General features: G+C 31.5%; 19 protein-coding genes and 1 pseudogene. 1 reads left to right on the top strand and 19 read right to left on the bottom strand.

Features of this window, described 5'->3' with window-relative positions; all coding sequences use genetic code 11:
• Positions 1–76: 76 nt before the first annotated feature.
• The 18 genes and pseudogenes from recD2 to L8D11_RS00740 all read right to left on the bottom strand — a co-directional run bounded on the left by recD2 (position 77) and on the right by L8D11_RS00740 (position 12,339).
• Complete coding sequence (gene recD2, locus L8D11_RS00820) at positions 77–2,209, bottom strand: SF1B family DNA helicase RecD2 (protein ID WP_236869783.1); 2,133 nt, start codon at positions 2,207–2,209, stop codon at positions 77–79.
• A 1-nt stretch (position 2,210) separates the two neighbouring features.
• Entirely contained in the window at positions 2,211–3,254 is a 1,044-nt protein-coding gene (dinB, locus tag L8D11_RS00815) for a DNA polymerase IV (RefSeq protein ID WP_236869782.1), read from the bottom strand.
• On the bottom strand, positions 3,254–4,066 hold the full coding sequence (locus L8D11_RS00810) for an exodeoxyribonuclease III (protein ID WP_236869781.1): 813 nt from the start codon (positions 4,064–4,066) through the stop codon (positions 3,254–3,256). The genes dinB and L8D11_RS00810 overlap by 1 nt, the downstream gene beginning before the upstream one ends.
• Positions 4,066–5,163 (bottom strand): Fic family protein, encoded by a 1,098-nt coding sequence (locus L8D11_RS00805; RefSeq protein ID WP_236869780.1) that lies wholly within the window; start codon positions 5,161–5,163, stop codon positions 4,066–4,068. The genes L8D11_RS00810 and L8D11_RS00805 overlap by 1 nt, the downstream gene beginning before the upstream one ends.
• Before the next feature lie 80 nt (positions 5,164–5,243).
• On the bottom strand, positions 5,244–5,999 hold the full coding sequence (locus tag L8D11_RS00800) for a M48 family metallopeptidase (RefSeq protein WP_236869779.1): 756 nt from the start codon (positions 5,997–5,999) through the stop codon (positions 5,244–5,246).
• 1 nt (position 6,000) lies between these two features.
• Positions 6,001–6,570 carry a recombinase family protein gene (locus L8D11_RS00795; protein ID WP_236869778.1) on the bottom strand — a complete coding sequence of 190 codons (570 nt, stop codon included), beginning with the start codon at positions 6,568–6,570 and terminating at the stop codon, positions 6,001–6,003.
• A 165-nt stretch (positions 6,571–6,735) separates the two neighbouring features.
• Entirely contained in the window at positions 6,736–7,089 is a 354-nt protein-coding gene (locus tag L8D11_RS00790; RefSeq protein WP_236869777.1) for a type II toxin-antitoxin system HicB family antitoxin, read from the bottom strand.
• A complete protein-coding gene (locus L8D11_RS00785; RefSeq protein WP_236869776.1) occupies positions 7,086–7,343 on the bottom strand; it encodes a type II toxin-antitoxin system HicA family toxin in 258 nt (85 codons plus the stop codon). The genes L8D11_RS00790 and L8D11_RS00785 overlap by 4 nt, the downstream gene beginning before the upstream one ends.
• A gap of 67 nt (positions 7,344–7,410) precedes the next feature.
• Positions 7,411–8,022: a SprT-like domain-containing protein gene (locus tag L8D11_RS00780; RefSeq protein WP_236869775.1), complete on the bottom strand. Its 612-nt coding sequence runs from the start codon at positions 8,020–8,022 to the stop codon at positions 7,411–7,413.
• A gap of 142 nt (positions 8,023–8,164) precedes the next feature.
• The gene (locus L8D11_RS00775; RefSeq protein WP_236869774.1) at positions 8,165–9,148 is read right to left on the bottom strand and encodes an Rpn family recombination-promoting nuclease/putative transposase; all 984 of its coding nucleotides are present in this window, start codon (positions 9,146–9,148) and stop codon (positions 8,165–8,167) included.
• Complete coding sequence (locus L8D11_RS00770; protein WP_236869773.1) at positions 9,145–9,753, bottom strand: DNA-3-methyladenine glycosylase I; 609 nt, start codon at positions 9,751–9,753, stop codon at positions 9,145–9,147. Before L8D11_RS00770 ends, L8D11_RS00775 begins: the two co-directional genes overlap by 4 nt.
• Positions 9,738–9,947 (bottom strand): DUF2905 domain-containing protein, encoded by a 210-nt coding sequence (locus L8D11_RS05950; protein WP_369127272.1) that lies wholly within the window; start codon positions 9,945–9,947, stop codon positions 9,738–9,740. Before L8D11_RS05950 ends, L8D11_RS00770 begins: the two co-directional genes overlap by 16 nt.
• 15 nt (positions 9,948–9,962) lie before the next feature.
• Positions 9,963–10,256 (bottom strand): HU family DNA-binding protein, encoded by a 294-nt coding sequence (locus L8D11_RS00765; RefSeq protein ID WP_336886374.1) that lies wholly within the window; start codon positions 10,254–10,256, stop codon positions 9,963–9,965.
• A gap of 126 nt (positions 10,257–10,382) precedes the next feature.
• The gene (locus L8D11_RS00760) at positions 10,383–10,502 is read right to left on the bottom strand and encodes a GapR family DNA-binding domain-containing protein (RefSeq protein WP_236869771.1); all 120 of its coding nucleotides are present in this window, start codon (positions 10,500–10,502) and stop codon (positions 10,383–10,385) included.
• 20 nt (positions 10,503–10,522) lie between these two features.
• Positions 10,523–11,005 (bottom strand): annotated as a pseudogene (ssb, locus tag L8D11_RS00755) (single-stranded DNA-binding protein).
• Positions 11,006–11,010: 5 nt separating this feature from the next.
• Positions 11,011–11,220 carry a cold-shock protein gene (locus L8D11_RS00750; protein ID WP_236869770.1) on the bottom strand — a complete coding sequence of 70 codons (210 nt, stop codon included), beginning with the start codon at positions 11,218–11,220 and terminating at the stop codon, positions 11,011–11,013.
• A gap of 65 nt (positions 11,221–11,285) precedes the next feature.
• Positions 11,286–12,008: a Bax inhibitor-1/YccA family protein gene (locus L8D11_RS00745; RefSeq protein WP_236869769.1), complete on the bottom strand. Its 723-nt coding sequence runs from the start codon at positions 12,006–12,008 to the stop codon at positions 11,286–11,288.
• Between the two features lie 67 nt (positions 12,009–12,075).
• The gene (locus L8D11_RS00740; protein WP_236869768.1) at positions 12,076–12,339 is read right to left on the bottom strand and encodes a hypothetical protein; all 264 of its coding nucleotides are present in this window, start codon (positions 12,337–12,339) and stop codon (positions 12,076–12,078) included.
• 666 nt (positions 12,340–13,005) lie between these two features.
• Between L8D11_RS00740 and L8D11_RS00735 the strand changes: the two genes are divergently transcribed.
• Positions 13,006–13,422: a hypothetical protein gene (locus tag L8D11_RS00735; RefSeq protein WP_236869767.1), complete on the top strand. Its 417-nt coding sequence runs from the start codon at positions 13,006–13,008 to the stop codon at positions 13,420–13,422.
• A 137-nt stretch (positions 13,423–13,559) separates the two neighbouring features.
• Here L8D11_RS00735 and L8D11_RS00730 read toward each other — a convergent pair whose 3' ends face one another.
• Entirely contained in the window at positions 13,560–13,976 is a 417-nt protein-coding gene (locus tag L8D11_RS00730; protein ID WP_236869766.1) for a thermonuclease family protein, read from the bottom strand.
• Between the last annotated feature and the right edge of the window lie 239 nt (positions 13,977–14,215).

The raw sequence follows: 14,215 nt of genomic DNA, 5'->3' as shown, positions 1-14,215 counted from the left end.
TTTTTTGTTCAGCGCTAAAATTTCTTTTTTCTTTTTTACTCATACTTCTTATTTTTTATTTATATTTTTATATCTTTTAGGAAATAAAACTACTCTTTTTGTTGTCTGACTTTTTCAGTCCACTATATAATATAACAAGTTTTTTGCCACGAGTGACTGCAGTGTAAAGTAGATTTTTCTTGAGCATTACATAATGCTGCATAGATATTGGCATTACAACTGCAGGATATTCAGAGCCTTGTGATTTATGTATAGTTGTCGCATAGGCTAGGGTGATTTCATCAAGCTCAGTAAATGAATAAGTAACCTCTTTATCATCAAAATTAATATACACTTCCTGCTCTTCGTTATCTACTCTGCTAACATAACCTATATCGCCATTATACACTTCTTTGTCGTAGTTATTTTCAATCTGCATTACTTTGTCGCCTCTAGCATATCTCTGTCCAAATTTTTCTACTCCAGCCAGATATTCTGGGTTAAGGATTTTTTGAAGTTCAATATTAAAATATCTTGCTCCGCAGCCACTTCTTTGCATAGGACATAAAACTTGAATATCTCGAATGGGATTAAATTTGAACTTTTTAGGGATACGCTCTTTTACAAGAAGCTTTACCATATTAGCTATATCTTCTGCTTCATTTGCTTCTACAAAATAAAAATCTTTTTCATCTCCTTTTGGCTTTAATATTGGCACTCTTCCTTCATTAATTAAATGAGCATTAGTAACTATATCGCTGCTTTCTTCTTGTCTGTATATTTCAGTTAATTTTACAATTTTTATTTTTTGTGAATCAATTATATCTTTTAAAACTTGTCCTGCACCTACAGAAGGTAACTGATCAACATCTCCTACAATTAAAAGAGCAGTCTTTTCATTTACTGCTTTTAATAATGAATGCATTAACGGTACATCTACCATTGAACTCTCATCAATTATCAATAAGTTGCAATCTAGTTGATTATCTTCATTATATTTAAAATCTCCTATATGTGGTTCAAATTGCAATAATCTGTGTATAGTAAGCGCTTCTCTACCTGTTGCTTCACTCATTTTTTTAGCAGCTCTACCAGTAGGAGCGCATAATTTAATTTTAACTTTTTTAGCAGATAATATTTTTATTATACAATTTAGTATTGTGGTTTTGCCAGTTCCTGGTCCACCTGTAAGCACTAAGACCTTATTAGTGATTGCTTGCGTTATAGCGTTTTTTTGATTTATTGCTAATTTGATATTTTGCTTTTCCTCTACCCATTGGATAGCTTTTTGAGTAGCGATCTCATCCCAAGGTACTTTTTCTTTCTCAAGAGTCAGTAATTTAGTAGCTATATTTTTTTGATAATTATAGTAACCAGTTAAAAATATAAAATCTTTTTTATTAATTTGGTCCTTAGTTAAAAATTCTTCTTTTAATTCAAGATTTAGTGCTTCTTCCAGTATAGACTTATTAATAGAAAGTAACTTTTCAGCATTACTAAGTAAAAGGTCAATAGGTAAAGCAACATGTCCATCAGAAAGAGCTTGCATAAGTGTAAAGCTAATTCCAGCTCTAGCTCTTATTATTGAATTTTCTTCTATACCTAAATTCTTAGCTATTTTATCAGCTGATAGAAAGCCAATGCCTCTAATATCTTTTGCAAGTCTATAAGGATTCTCCTTAACAAGTGCAATTGATTGGTCTCCATATGTTTTGTAGATTCTAGTTGCTCTTGTAGTGCCAACGCCATTAGATTGCAGGAAAACCATTATCTCTCTTACGATTTTTTGCTCTTGCCAATTTTTTGTAATCTTTTCAATTCTTTTGTCACCAATTCCTTCAACTTCTTTCAGTCTTATAGGAGAGGATTCAATGATATCAAAAATATCCTCACTAAACGCAGCAACTAATTTCTTTGCAAAATGAGGACCTATCCCCTTTATTAACCCTGAACCTAAATATCTTTCAATACCTTCAATTGTAGTAGGAGGGATAGATTGAATAAATTCAGCTTTAAATCCTAAACCATATTGTACATTATTTTGCCAATAGCCTTTGGATGTTATATCTTCTCCAGGCGTAATGCTTGGTACTGTACCAATAACGGCAACTAAATCTTTATGACCTTTAACCTTAACTTTGAGAACAGCAAAGCCGTTCTCCTCATTATGATAAGTAACTCTCTCAACATTTCCTGAAAGATATTCTAATTTAGATTCTTGTTTTGTCATATCACAGCTGTAAAATGCATTGCGAAGAGTGCAGCTCTGGATCTCTTAACCTGACACCTAACCCTATTAAGCGTATATGCTTTTTGGGTGATCGAGCTTTAGCTTTCAAAAGAAGCTGATAAAAATTATCTTTTTCTAGTCTAAAACCTTTTTCTTCTGCTGTAGTACTTGTAAAGTCGCTAAACTTTAATTTTACGAAAGTTCCAGAAATATTAGATTTTTCTAAAAGCCTTTGATTTAATTGTTCATAAAGCTTAAAAGTTTCGCCATAACATTGTTCTATTGTTGTTAAATCTTTTTCAAAAGTACGTTCAAAGCTAAATGATTTGCGCCTTCTATTTGATTTAACCTCTCGGTCATCAATCCCTCGTGACATATAATATAAGCTTGTACCATATGAGCCAAACTTTCTAACAAGCTCCTCAAGAGCTAGCTTTTGTAAATCAGAGCAGGTATTAATTTCCATGGCTCTCAGTTTTTTTAACGTAACTTTCCCTACACCAAAAATCTTTTTAACATCTAAACTATTGATAAATTCCGCAATTTTTGAGGGAGTAATTACAAATTGACCATTTGGCTTGTTCCAGTCGCTTGCAATTTTAGCTAAAAACTTATTTGGAGCTATACCGGCAGATGAGGTTAATTTTTCCTTCTCATAGATTTTCTCTCTAATAGCTTGGGCTACTAATGTAGCACTTCCATGATATAGGCTACTATTACTAACATCAAGATATGCTTCATCAAGTGATAATAACTCTATTTTATCGCTGTAACTCCTAAAAATATCTCTTATCCGATATGAAACCTCTTTATATTTAGCCATATTAACGGGTAATAATATTAAAGAAGGGCACCTGTTCAAAGCTTTATATGTAGGCATTGCAGAATGTATACCGTATTTTCTTGCTTCATAATTGCATGTGCATAAAACACCACGTCCTTTAGAGCCTATAGCTACAGGTTTTCCTAAAAGAGCAGGATTGTCTCTTATTTCAACTGATGCGTAAAAAGAATCCATATCAATATGTATTATTTTTCTAATCATTAATCCAGAGATAATGTTATATTAACTGGCACATGATCTGATGGAATATTATGACCACGAACTGATTTAAAGATTTTGGCGCTAAGTATTTTTTGACAAGTAGATTCTGTAGCCCATATATGGTCTAATCTCCTACCTTTGTCAGATTTTAGCCAATCTTTAGCTCTGTAACTCCACCAAGTATAAAGTTTTTCGGATTCAGGAGTGAATTTTCTAATGCAATCTTTAAAATCTACTGATTTAGCTAGATTATTAATTTTTCCAATTTCAATAGGAGTATGGCTAATAATTTTCAATAACTGCTTGTGAGACCATACGTCATTTTCTAAAGGAGCAACATTAAGATCTCCAGCTATTATTATTTTGGAGCTAGATTGCTTTTCCTTATTAAACCAAGTTGATAGATTATCTATAAAATCCAGTTTTTCTTTAAATTTAGGATTAATTTCAATATCTGGAATATCGCCACCTGCAGGGATATAAAAATTATGCAATTCAATATCATTAATTTGCACTGCAAGATGCCTAGCATCATTGATGAAATCTATTTTAGGAAGGATTCCTAGTCCTCTTTTTGCAAGAATAGCTACTCCATTGTAACCAGTACTCTCTCCTTCATGATGAATAAAGTTATATCCAAAATCTTTGAAAAACTCTGCAGGAAATAAATGATTATTTACTTTAGTCTCTTGAAGCAAAAGTATATCAGGCACAAGCTCCTTAAAAAAGCTAGAGATTGAAGCAAGTCTCTTTCTAACAGAGTTTATATTCCATGTTGTAATATTTATTTTATCTTCCATTTCTTGTTCCATTAATTGAGATTATATTGGAGTAAAGGCAGCCATTTCTCAACCAATTGGTACTTGCGGGTTTTGTTAGAAAATCCCTCTTGGAGAATAAATCCTTCATCTGTCCATTTTTTACATAAATTTAAGGCGCTTCTTGTATGAATCCCCAATAGGATAGCTATCTCTTTTGTAGTGATGAATTTACTTCCAATAAATAGTTGTAGTACCTTTTTCTGCCTTTGGTCTAACTCTCTTAATAAAAAAGACTGATCTTTTTCATTATCTGATTTAGCTTCTTGAGCTAGAATTTTAACTTTTGCAAATGCTTCTGCCATACCAGAACAAAAATATTCTATCCATTTACTAATATCAGCCTCAACTCTTCCAAAATAGTAATTATGCGATTCTCCTATAGATAATGCGTCATAATAAGACTGCAGATTTTTTGCATAATATTCTTCTAAAGAATAAATCCCTTTAAGCCCGTAACCTAATTTATGAAGGATAATATTAGTCAATAAACGTGCAGTTCTTCCATTTCCATCATAATATGGATGTATAGTAGCGAATTGGTAATGCGCAATAGCAGCGATTATTGGAACTGGCAGAGTCCCTTTTTCTTTTTGTAATATGATCCAATCTAGTAATTCATGCATAAGCTGCGTTACATCTTTTGCTTCTGGAGGCATATATACTATTTTTTTACTAATGCTATCTGTTATGACATTTTGTCCATCTCTATAGGGAGTTGCTTTTTCTTTGCCTTCCATTACTAAGCCATGAATAACCCTTATATTTTTCTCAGAAAGAAATCCTTGTTCATTTTTTATTAAACCATCGACATAATTGATAGCTAAATAATAATTCAGCACCTCTTTTTCGTCACGCTTGCGATTTGGGAATGTGCTGCCACTTATAACTTCTTTAACCTCCTCCTGTGTTAACCGATTACCTTCAATTTTAGTAGAATAGTGAGTAGAAACAAGTTTTGCAGATTCTCTTAAAGATTTTAACATCTGTAAAGTAATCGGCAAAAGAGAGACAGTTTGCCTCGATGACTCTATGTCCATGAGTATCTGCGTTAAATTTGCACTGATAATAAATTTAGGATTAAATGACATAGATTCAGTGCTTTTCTATTTTAATTCTAACAAGCTTCCAATAAACTTCCAATGTATCTAAAAAACAGAGTTTATATATTTTACGCATAGTGTTTCTCATCACTCAATGGTAAAAAATTATATAAACTCTGTCCGTTGTCTTTTATCCATTTTTGAGCAATTTTATAATTTGGATCTATTTTACACACTAAATCCCAGAACCTTGAGCTATGGTTCATCTCTTTTAAATGACATAATTCATGAACAACTAGATAAAAGAAAACATTTTTTGGTGCAAAAATAAGTCTCCAATTAAAAGTTAGGTTCTTCTTAGATGAGCAACTACCCCATTTGCTTTTTAATTCTTTCACATCTACTTTATTATAATCGAGTCCATATTTTTTAGCTAAAATCCTTACTTGAGCATTAAATTTATCATAAGCAAGATTTTTAAAAAAATGCGTCAGTACAATATGTAAACTTCCTTCTGGAGAATGTACTACTATACTTGCTCCAACTATTAGTGCATGTAATTTCCTTCTATCCTCAATATGCGTTATAGAATATGTTTCACTTAAAATAGGGTATGCATCATGGATTACTATTTTTTTTAGAGCAGATTCTCGCTCTTCAAAGAACTTTGCTTGCTCACTTAATTTTTTTCTAATCCATTTTTCTTTAGAAAGTAGAAATTTATAGGCAGGCGCTTTATCTGTCTTATAGGGAATTACTAACTCTACCTCCCCCTGTCTAGTAATCTTTATAGAGCCATGCTTTGCTTTTGGACTTTCTTTTAACCACACCTTTATTTCAGGCGTTTCCGTGCTTAATGTTATATACTCTTGCTCGTTTACCATACTAAGTTGACGCTGATTCTTTATTTAATTCACTCAAAACTGAATAAACAGTTGATCTTGCTATATTTAACTTATTTGCAAGTGCCGTTCCTTTTATACCAAGTGAATATAATCGCATTAATTCCTCTCTGTCTATCTTTCGCTTTCTTCCAAATTTCACCCCCTTTTTTAAGGCATTTAATCTTCCCTCATTTGTTCTTTCTAAAATTCTAGCGCGCTCAGCCTCTGCCACTGCTGATAAAATAGTGATGACCATTCTTCCCATACTACCTTCAGTGGTTATACCATCGTCTAAAAATTTGATTGCAACTTTATTATTATGAAAATCTTTTATTAATTGAATCATATCCACTGTATCCCTACCAAGCCTATCAAGTTTCTTGACTATTATAGTATCACCTGGCTCAACTTTTAATTTTAGTAAATTCAGTCCTTCTCTTTCAGATTTAGAACCTGATTCTTTATCAGAGTAAATTCTAAAATCTTTTACACCTGCATTTTTTAAATCTCTAATCTGCAAATCTAATGATTGTTGACTTGTAGAAACTCTAGCATAACCAAATAATCTCATAAAATTGTCTAATAAATCGATTAATGGACAAGGCTGTCTATTAATGGTTAAAAAACGATATAATATACAGTATAAATGATATGATTTTAGCTGTCCAGTAATTTATAATATAGTAGACAATCGTGCTCCCATATTTTGTCCACCCTTTTTCCTTGCGAATTTATTTTATGAAATGTGATTTAATTCCACAAACTTACTTAGAGCATTTTTCACCACATTATTTAGTGTATCATCATGCTGAAGAGCATATAATCCAATTTTCTCATGCAACTCTGTTCCAATCCTAACGTTAAATGTACCTTTGAATGGTTTGTCTGGATATTTACTTAACTGCTTGCATGTTGACAAGTAATCATCCACAGCTTCTTGAAATGAATTTATCAACCCATCTGCATCTTTTGCTTCATAATTTACGAAATCTTTAATAAATTCTATTTGGCCGTAAAATAATTTTTCTTCTTGATCAAAATTAATTGAACCATGAAATCCTTTATAAGTGATAATATTATTTTTTTTCATAATAATCTCCAATCTTTTAGTTTCTCTATAACTTGTCTCAGAGCATATAGCTTAACTATATTACCAGGATGAGGTTTATGAAGATTTATAATAATACCAACCTTAGTATGATAAAACTTTCTCCTAGAGCCTCCTGTTTTACTTTTAATCATTTCTTCAAAACCTAGCATCAATAAAACAGCACATAACTCGTCCCAAGAAAAATCTCTCGGTATCTGCAAAAATCTTGTTAATAATTTTTCTTTCTTACTCATCTTTGTAACTGCTATAGATAAAACTTATTATACTACAATTACTAAACAAAGCAACTATATATAGTGGCTATATTAAATTTAATATTACCTCACAATCTCCACAGATTATATTGAGATTAGGTTTACCCCAAAGTTTTATATTGCACTCTGGACAAACATATTTCATTTTTTTGATATAATTTTTCTTTTGCTCACCAATTGATTCAATCCAGCTCATCTTTCCACCAAGCTTTTCTAATTCCTCAAAGGTTTTTTTATATAATCCATCATCCAAAACATAATGTGACATTTTATATCCTGTATGATCACCACCTATTTTACCTGTATGCGAAGGCATCAAGCCTATTGCTTGCATTTTTTTTGACCATTCCTGGTTATGATAACCATTTTTACCAACTTTACCAAAATATGACTGCCACAAATGACACATTTCATGAACAAAGGTAGAAAGTATAGTTTTTAAATCTTTATCTTTTAAACTACTTGGATTTAAGGCTATTTCATCAATCTTTTTACCTTTTTCATTTTCCCAAGAAGAATATGAAAAATATCCTGCAGCTCCTTTGCTTCTCTGAAGTGAAATAAGGCAGTTAGGTAATTCTCCACCGAACAACTTTTGATTAAAGAAATCAAATATTTCTTGTAGCTCTGCATATAATTCTGTTGTTGGTTTTAACATAAATTTATATATTAATTAGTACTTTATAAATAAATATCTTTATATCTAGAATATAACATGATTATTAGATTTATTATATAATAATATTGTAAAGTACTTATTAAAATTAAAGAAAACATTATTAAAGACTATGCATTAAATATTAATTATGCTTTAACTTATTAATTTCCTCAACAGACAATCCTGTTGCTTCGGATATTATTTTCTCATCCAGCTTCTTAAGAAGCATATTAAGCGCTACTTTTTTTATACCTTCCTCTCTTCCTTCCTCTCTTCCTTCCTCTCTTCCTTCCTCTCTTCCTTTCTCTATACCGATTTGGATGCCAACTTCTTTACCTTGTTCTTTTAATCTTTCTGCTATTGTCATAAGTCTCTCCGAATGATCTGGTTTTACCGCTTTTTTAAACTCTGATAAAATTCCATCTACTTTTTCAGAGTCTGCCTTATCTATCACATAATATAATATACTTTCTATATATTCAATATTCCCGTCATTACTTATTTTATTTATTAGCTCTACTACATTATGCAAATATGGAAATATATCTTTCTCACTGATATGCGCCATAAAATACATCATTAATCCACCATAATCTCTACCTCTTATGTCTTCTTTCCTGAAATTATTAGTCTCTACTAGCTGAATTGGCTTTGTTAGAAATTCCTTAGCTCTTTCTGAGTTGCTAAACAAATTCCATAAGCTAAGTGGAGCTGTATATTTCTTTTTACCACTATAAAATAAAATTGGATATATCAGTGGTATTTTATCACACTTATTTTTCTTTAAATAATCATCACAAATCTTAAGCACGTATTTCATTATCCTAAGTGGCATCTTATAATCCTGCGTAGATTGATGCTCAACTAAAAGCACTAAATAACCTTTATCTAATCCAAAGTTAACACTATATATAAGGTCGACAACCCCATGTCCTAAGGTGTTATCAAAGTAATTTTCCTTTTCTTGATTTAACGTACTAAGGTCTACTTGTGATAAAATATCTTGTGGTAAATTTGCTTCAAAAAACTCTCTCGCAACGTTTTTATCCGACATTGCCTTTTTAACAAAAACATCATGTGAATTTTTATTGTTGTTTTGCTGTTTTGTAGATTTATTATTATTCATGATAAATCTTTCACCTCATCATGTCTAAAGCAAGATGTTAAATGATCATTTACCATACCTATTGCCTGCATAAATGCATATATTATTGTTGAGCCTACAAACTTAAACCCTCTCCCCTTTAATTCTTTACTTATTGTATCAGACAATAATGTTTTAGATGGCAATTCATCATGCTGCGTATATTTATTTTGAATAATTTTATTATTTGTAAATTTCCATATGTAATTACTAAAACTACCAAATTCCTTTTGCACCTCTAAAAATACCTGAGCGTTTAATATTGAAGCTTCTATTTTAAGCTTATTTCTTATAATTCTTGAATCAGCAAGTAACTCTTCTTTCTTCTTCTTGCAAAAGTTTGCCACCAACAATGGATTAAAACATTCATACAACTCTCTATAACACTCTCTTTTTTTAAGAACTGTCAGCCAGCTAAGCCCTGCTTGCGCTCCTTCTAATATCAAAAGCTCAAGTAATTTATTATCATTATAAATAGGCACTCCCCATCCCTCATCGTGATATTTGATATAAATATCATCTTCAGTCACCCACTGACATCTTCCCTTATATACATCACTGGGATATGTGCTTAAAACTTTCTCCACAACCAAATAATAACTGAAATTAAAATACTCAGCAAAATAGATGTAGTAATTGGAAAAAAGAGTTTAAAACTCTTAGTTCCAAAATATATATCTCCAGGTAACTTAAATAGCCCTATCTTAGATATATATGGAAATAATATTCCGATAATTATAAATGTAACTCCGAGTGCTATAATAAGTTTCTGCACAGTCATACTAAATAAAGTGATTTATTTACCATTAACAATAGCCTTAAACTCACTTCCCACAGAAAAGGTCACTCTTCTTTGTGCTGGTACTTCTGCGATTGTTCCTTTTGGGGTTTTTACTCTAGTTGCCTTTTTGTTTTGCGCCTTAAAGCTTCCAAATCCTGTAAATCTTAATTCATCATTATCCTTCATTGCTTGCGCTATGCATTTGATAACTGCATCAAAGTTTTTATTAGCTTCTGTTTTTGTTGTCCCAAGCTCTTCTGATAATTTTGCTATAAATTCGGTTTTGTTCATTTGATTGCTCCTTTTAATTGTTTTGATATTATTTTAATTATTTATTTTTAAATATTACTGCATGCCAATGGTCGCCTTATAGGTTTCAAGCTCCTCTTCTTGCCTTATTCTATCGCTATCATCCATTTTCCTCAATTTTAATATCTAGCCCTTCATTTTAGCTTCAACTAATGTGTCAGTCATATTCTGAGCTATCGCAGCCTTTTCTTCTTCTAGATTCTCCAGTTTAGTTATGATTTGTAGTAGCTCTTCTTTATTTGTCATTTTTATATTTTATTAAATTTTCAAAAAGGTACGTCGTCATGTTTAATGTCATCTTCCACTACATCACTATCATCCAATTCCTTTTTTTGATCATATCTTAAATTGTTATTTTTACCTTCATTCATTCTAGGAAACTCTTGTCCATCTTTTTTAGAATCCAATAATACTAATGTACCACCATATGAGGTTAAAACTACCTCGGTTGTATATCTTTTGACGCCTGCTTCATCCTCATATTCCCTAGTTCTTAATTTACCCTCTATATAAATCTTACTTCCTTTGTGAACGTATTCCTTAATAATCCTAACAAGCCCTGATGAAAACACCACCACTCTATGCCAATCAGTCTTCTACTTTTGTTCTCCAGAGTTTTTATCTTTCCATCTCTCACTTGTTGCAAGTGAAAAAGTTGCAATCTCTTCTCCACTTATTTGAGTTACTCTGATTTCTGGCTGATTACCTACATTTCCAACTATTATGACTTTGTTAACACTTCCTGCCATAATTATTAACTTATTTTACTTATGTTAATTGCAGAGGTTTTGCCTTGCTTTTCTTCTACGTCATATTCTACTTTTTGGTTATCCTCCAAAGCATTAAGCTTTGCAGCTTTTACCGCTGAACTATGTACGAATATATCTTTTGATCCATTGTGCGGAGTTATAAAGCCGTATCCTTTTTCAGAGTTGTACCATTTCACAGTTCCTATTTGTTTCATTATTTTAATTCTCCTTAATATATTGATTAATTTTGTTAAAAACATAAATCCCCTTTATAGCAATGTTAGTCATTCTTTCTCACTCCAAATAACTGCAATAAAAAGACAAATAAATTGATAAAGTCCATATATAACGTAAGTGACCCATATATTGCAAGCTTTTGCGTTACCTCAGCATTGTTCTGTGTTTGGTAATACATTGTCTTAATTTTTTGCGCATCGTATGCTGTAAGTAATGTAAATACTCCGACCCCTATTACTGAAATCACAAATTGCATAGCTCCACTTTGCATAAAGATATTCACAACACTTGCAATAAGTATCCCAATTACCCCCATTATCAAGAATGAGCGCATATTTGTTAAATCTCTTTTAGTGCTGTGCCCATAGATACTCATTGCTCCAAATGTACTTGCTGTTATAAAAAATACCTTAGCAATACTTTCTCCTGTGTAAACAATAAATATTGATGATAATGATAATCCCATTAATGTGGCAAAAATCATCAAACAAGTTTGCACTCCAGTCACAGACATTGACATTAATCTACTCCCCATATAAAAAGCCATCCCAAGCGGTGCAAATACTACGATCCATTTTAATGGTGTAGCATGGATCAAATGTAAGAACTCTGTAGATGATGCTGCTCCCATCGATATCAACGCAGTCAAAGCAAGTGCAAATGCCATATATTGATATACTCTAAGTAAGTACTCTCTTAACCCCCAATCATAATGGGTTTTCTGGCTGGTACTCTCATATACTGATTTTACATTATCAAAATTCATGTTGGCCTCTGTTGTGTTTGCAAACCTTATTATATTGTTATCGTGTTACCGTTATCACGTATATAACTCATTTTAACATATATTTATGAGCTTTTCTTGTTTTTTCAATTGCTTTGATTCTATTAATTGCTTCTTCATAAGAATATCCTGATTCTATTACGCAGTTACCTAACTTGTTCTCTTTCCCACCATAGCATTTAACAATACTCCACTCATGAAATAAATCCTGCTGAAGAATGACAATGTAATATCTATCCCTTGACTCATAATAATACCTCCTCCATTTATCAGACGCTATATTTGGTAATGAATTTTGTAATGGTAATGCCATACAATAATTAGATTCTGGCTTTATAATATAAATATATGATTTATATCATAGGCTTTCAAATATAAATATAATCAGCTGTGCAAATTACACTCTAAAAGTACTAATCTATACGTCAGTGTCTTATTTAAGAGCTTTCAGGAAATGCTTTAATCACTCAGTTTAGTTCATTCCTAGCTTTTTGAATAAGATTATATACGAAACGAATCATAACTAATGATATCAAGGTAATAAGGGTGCTTATAGTAAGTTCTTCAAATGACATAGTGGACTGTTGCATAATAGTTTGTTGTGCGATTTTTACCATGTCAGCTGTACCGTGTTGCAAAAGAGGAGCTAATTCACTTTTGTGTAGCGTTTCTTTCACAATTACCACATGCTCCTCTAACTAGTAGTGGCCCTTTCAACATTTTTTCATTTAAAAGCTTTATCATATTTATCTACATATTCGTATTTTATGTCAGCGATCATTTTAAAAATTGGAGTAGTGGTGAGGTATTGATCACTAATTTCAGTGATCAATATATATACTTACTTATCATTTTGAATATTGGCAAATGTAAACTATAGTTGTTTAATCCAGAATAAAATCATAGGTAAAGCTACTTATTTATTGACTTTCAAAATATTTAATCACACATTATTTGCAACTATAAATAGGGAAGATTTATGTCACAAATTAATACTAAAAAAATTACATCATATAAAACTAATATTTTAAGCACACTACCTCATATTTTTAACTTATTCCAAAATACTGATTATTTCGCTCTTTGCATTACTTTAAATCAGTATTCAGATATCATTTCAGTAACTTCACTTCAAAATCAAAATGAATATAAACTAATAGGAGAAGTGGTTGATTTATGTAGTATAAAAAATATCAAATATATTGTATTTCTTTTGAAAAAGCCTTGTATAGATCAGGATATAAGCCAAGACACTAAATTTGCTATTAATTTAGGCAATTCTCTTGATGAAATTGATGTGTCATTAATGGATCTCATTCTTACTGATCAGAGTCAAAATTTCTTTTCTTTAAGATATCATGATTTATTATGTAAACACCACCAGGATAATGGATAATGTTTTGTAAAATATTTTTCTGCCTCTACTCTATTTTAAAATCCTCAAATTTAAATTACCTACGCTCAGCTTGGTTACAAATCCCAATTAAATTGTGATTCTAATCAAACTAAAAGCTGCATACCTTATTATTTCTATCACCTCCTATTTTCCTTTTGTTTCTTTCTCCAATCACTTGGATTTTTAAATTCACTATTCCATAACCCTTCTTTTTTGATCCTTGCCACTAGCTCATCTAAAACAAATGTCAAATCATAATCACTATATGCAACTGCATATCCTTCTCGCACCATCTTTCTATTAATATTTTCTCCATTTACATAACAATATGATAATTGCCTTTTATATTTATCCTTCCCTTCATTTGTACATTCTATACTATTTTTTCCTATAATTTGTATAAGCTTAATTGTCCCAACTTTACCGCATTCGAAATATTTCTTTTTATCATTTACTATGTCAATACATTCCTGCTTAGTTTCAGGCGCATCAATCGAGTAGAGAGATCCATTGCTGAATCTCCCTCTCACACCACCGTACAAGCGATGTCGCATACGGCGGTTTCAGATTTGTGTTTAACAAAAGATGTATACATGGAGAATAAGTTGTTCCTCTCAAAATACTTTAAATTGAGGGCCTGGTGAGCAGCATGAGATAGAGATTTTCTCCACCAACCTTTTCTAGAGCAGGCAAGTGACCAGCTAGATTGCTGAGATACACCATGAGCAGTTAGAAAAGTTTTAATAGAAAATTTTCTTTTACGCTGTTTTATCCTGTAAGAGCGAAGACGCCT

Origin of the sequence: Candidatus Bandiella numerosa, from assembly GCF_021811875.1 — a bacterium.
GTDB classification, from domain to species: Bacteria; Pseudomonadota; Alphaproteobacteria; order Rickettsiales; family Midichloriaceae; genus Aquirickettsia; species Aquirickettsia numerosa_A.
This window is presented reverse-complemented; position numbering and strand designations above follow the sequence as displayed.

What these genes read in the sequence shown, in the direction of transcription:
- recD2 (WP_236869783.1), bottom strand. Translation starts at nt 2,209, where the DNA reads ATGACAAAACAAGAATCTAAATTAGAATATCTTTCAGGAAATGTTGAG.
- dinB (WP_236869782.1), bottom strand. Translation starts at nt 3,254, where the DNA reads ATGATTAGAAAAATAATACATATTGATATGGATTCTTTTTACGCATCA.
- L8D11_RS00810 (WP_236869781.1), bottom strand. Translation starts at nt 4,066, where the DNA reads ATGGAACAAGAAATGGAAGATAAAATAAATATTACAACATGGAATATA.
- L8D11_RS00805 (WP_236869780.1), bottom strand. Translation starts at nt 5,163, where the DNA reads ATGTCATTTAATCCTAAATTTATTATCAGTGCAAATTTAACGCAGATA.
- L8D11_RS00800 (WP_236869779.1), bottom strand. Translation starts at nt 5,999, where the DNA reads ATGGTAAACGAGCAAGAGTATATAACATTAAGCACGGAAACGCCTGAA.
- L8D11_RS00795 (WP_236869778.1), bottom strand. Translation starts at nt 6,570, where the DNA reads ATGAGATTATTTGGTTATGCTAGAGTTTCTACAAGTCAACAATCATTA.
- L8D11_RS00790 (WP_236869777.1), bottom strand. Translation starts at nt 7,089, where the DNA reads ATGAAAAAAAATAATATTATCACTTATAAAGGATTTCATGGTTCAATT.
- L8D11_RS00785 (WP_236869776.1), bottom strand. Translation starts at nt 7,343, where the DNA reads ATGAGTAAGAAAGAAAAATTATTAACAAGATTTTTGCAGATACCGAGA.
- L8D11_RS00780 (WP_236869775.1), bottom strand. Translation starts at nt 8,022, where the DNA reads ATGTTAAAACCAACAACAGAATTATATGCAGAGCTACAAGAAATATTT.
- L8D11_RS00775 (WP_236869774.1), bottom strand. Translation starts at nt 9,148, where the DNA reads ATGAATAATAATAAATCTACAAAACAGCAAAACAACAATAAAAATTCA.
- L8D11_RS05950 (WP_369127272.1), bottom strand. Translation starts at nt 9,947, where the DNA reads ATGACTGTGCAGAAACTTATTATAGCACTCGGAGTTACATTTATAATT.
- L8D11_RS00760 (WP_236869771.1), bottom strand. Translation starts at nt 10,502, where the DNA reads ATGACAAATAAAGAAGAGCTACTACAAATCATAACTAAACTGGAGAAT.
- L8D11_RS00750 (WP_236869770.1), bottom strand. Translation starts at nt 11,220, where the DNA reads ATGAAACAAATAGGAACTGTGAAATGGTACAACTCTGAAAAAGGATAC.
- L8D11_RS00745 (WP_236869769.1), bottom strand. Translation starts at nt 12,008, where the DNA reads ATGAATTTTGATAATGTAAAATCAGTATATGAGAGTACCAGCCAGAAA.
- L8D11_RS00740 (WP_236869768.1), bottom strand. Translation starts at nt 12,339, where the DNA reads ATGGCATTACCATTACAAAATTCATTACCAAATATAGCGTCTGATAAA.
- L8D11_RS00735 (WP_236869767.1), top strand. Translation starts at nt 13,006, where the DNA reads ATGTCACAAATTAATACTAAAAAAATTACATCATATAAAACTAATATT.
- L8D11_RS00730 (WP_236869766.1), bottom strand. Translation starts at nt 13,976, where the DNA reads ATGCGACATCGCTTGTACGGTGGTGTGAGAGGGAGATTCAGCAATGGA.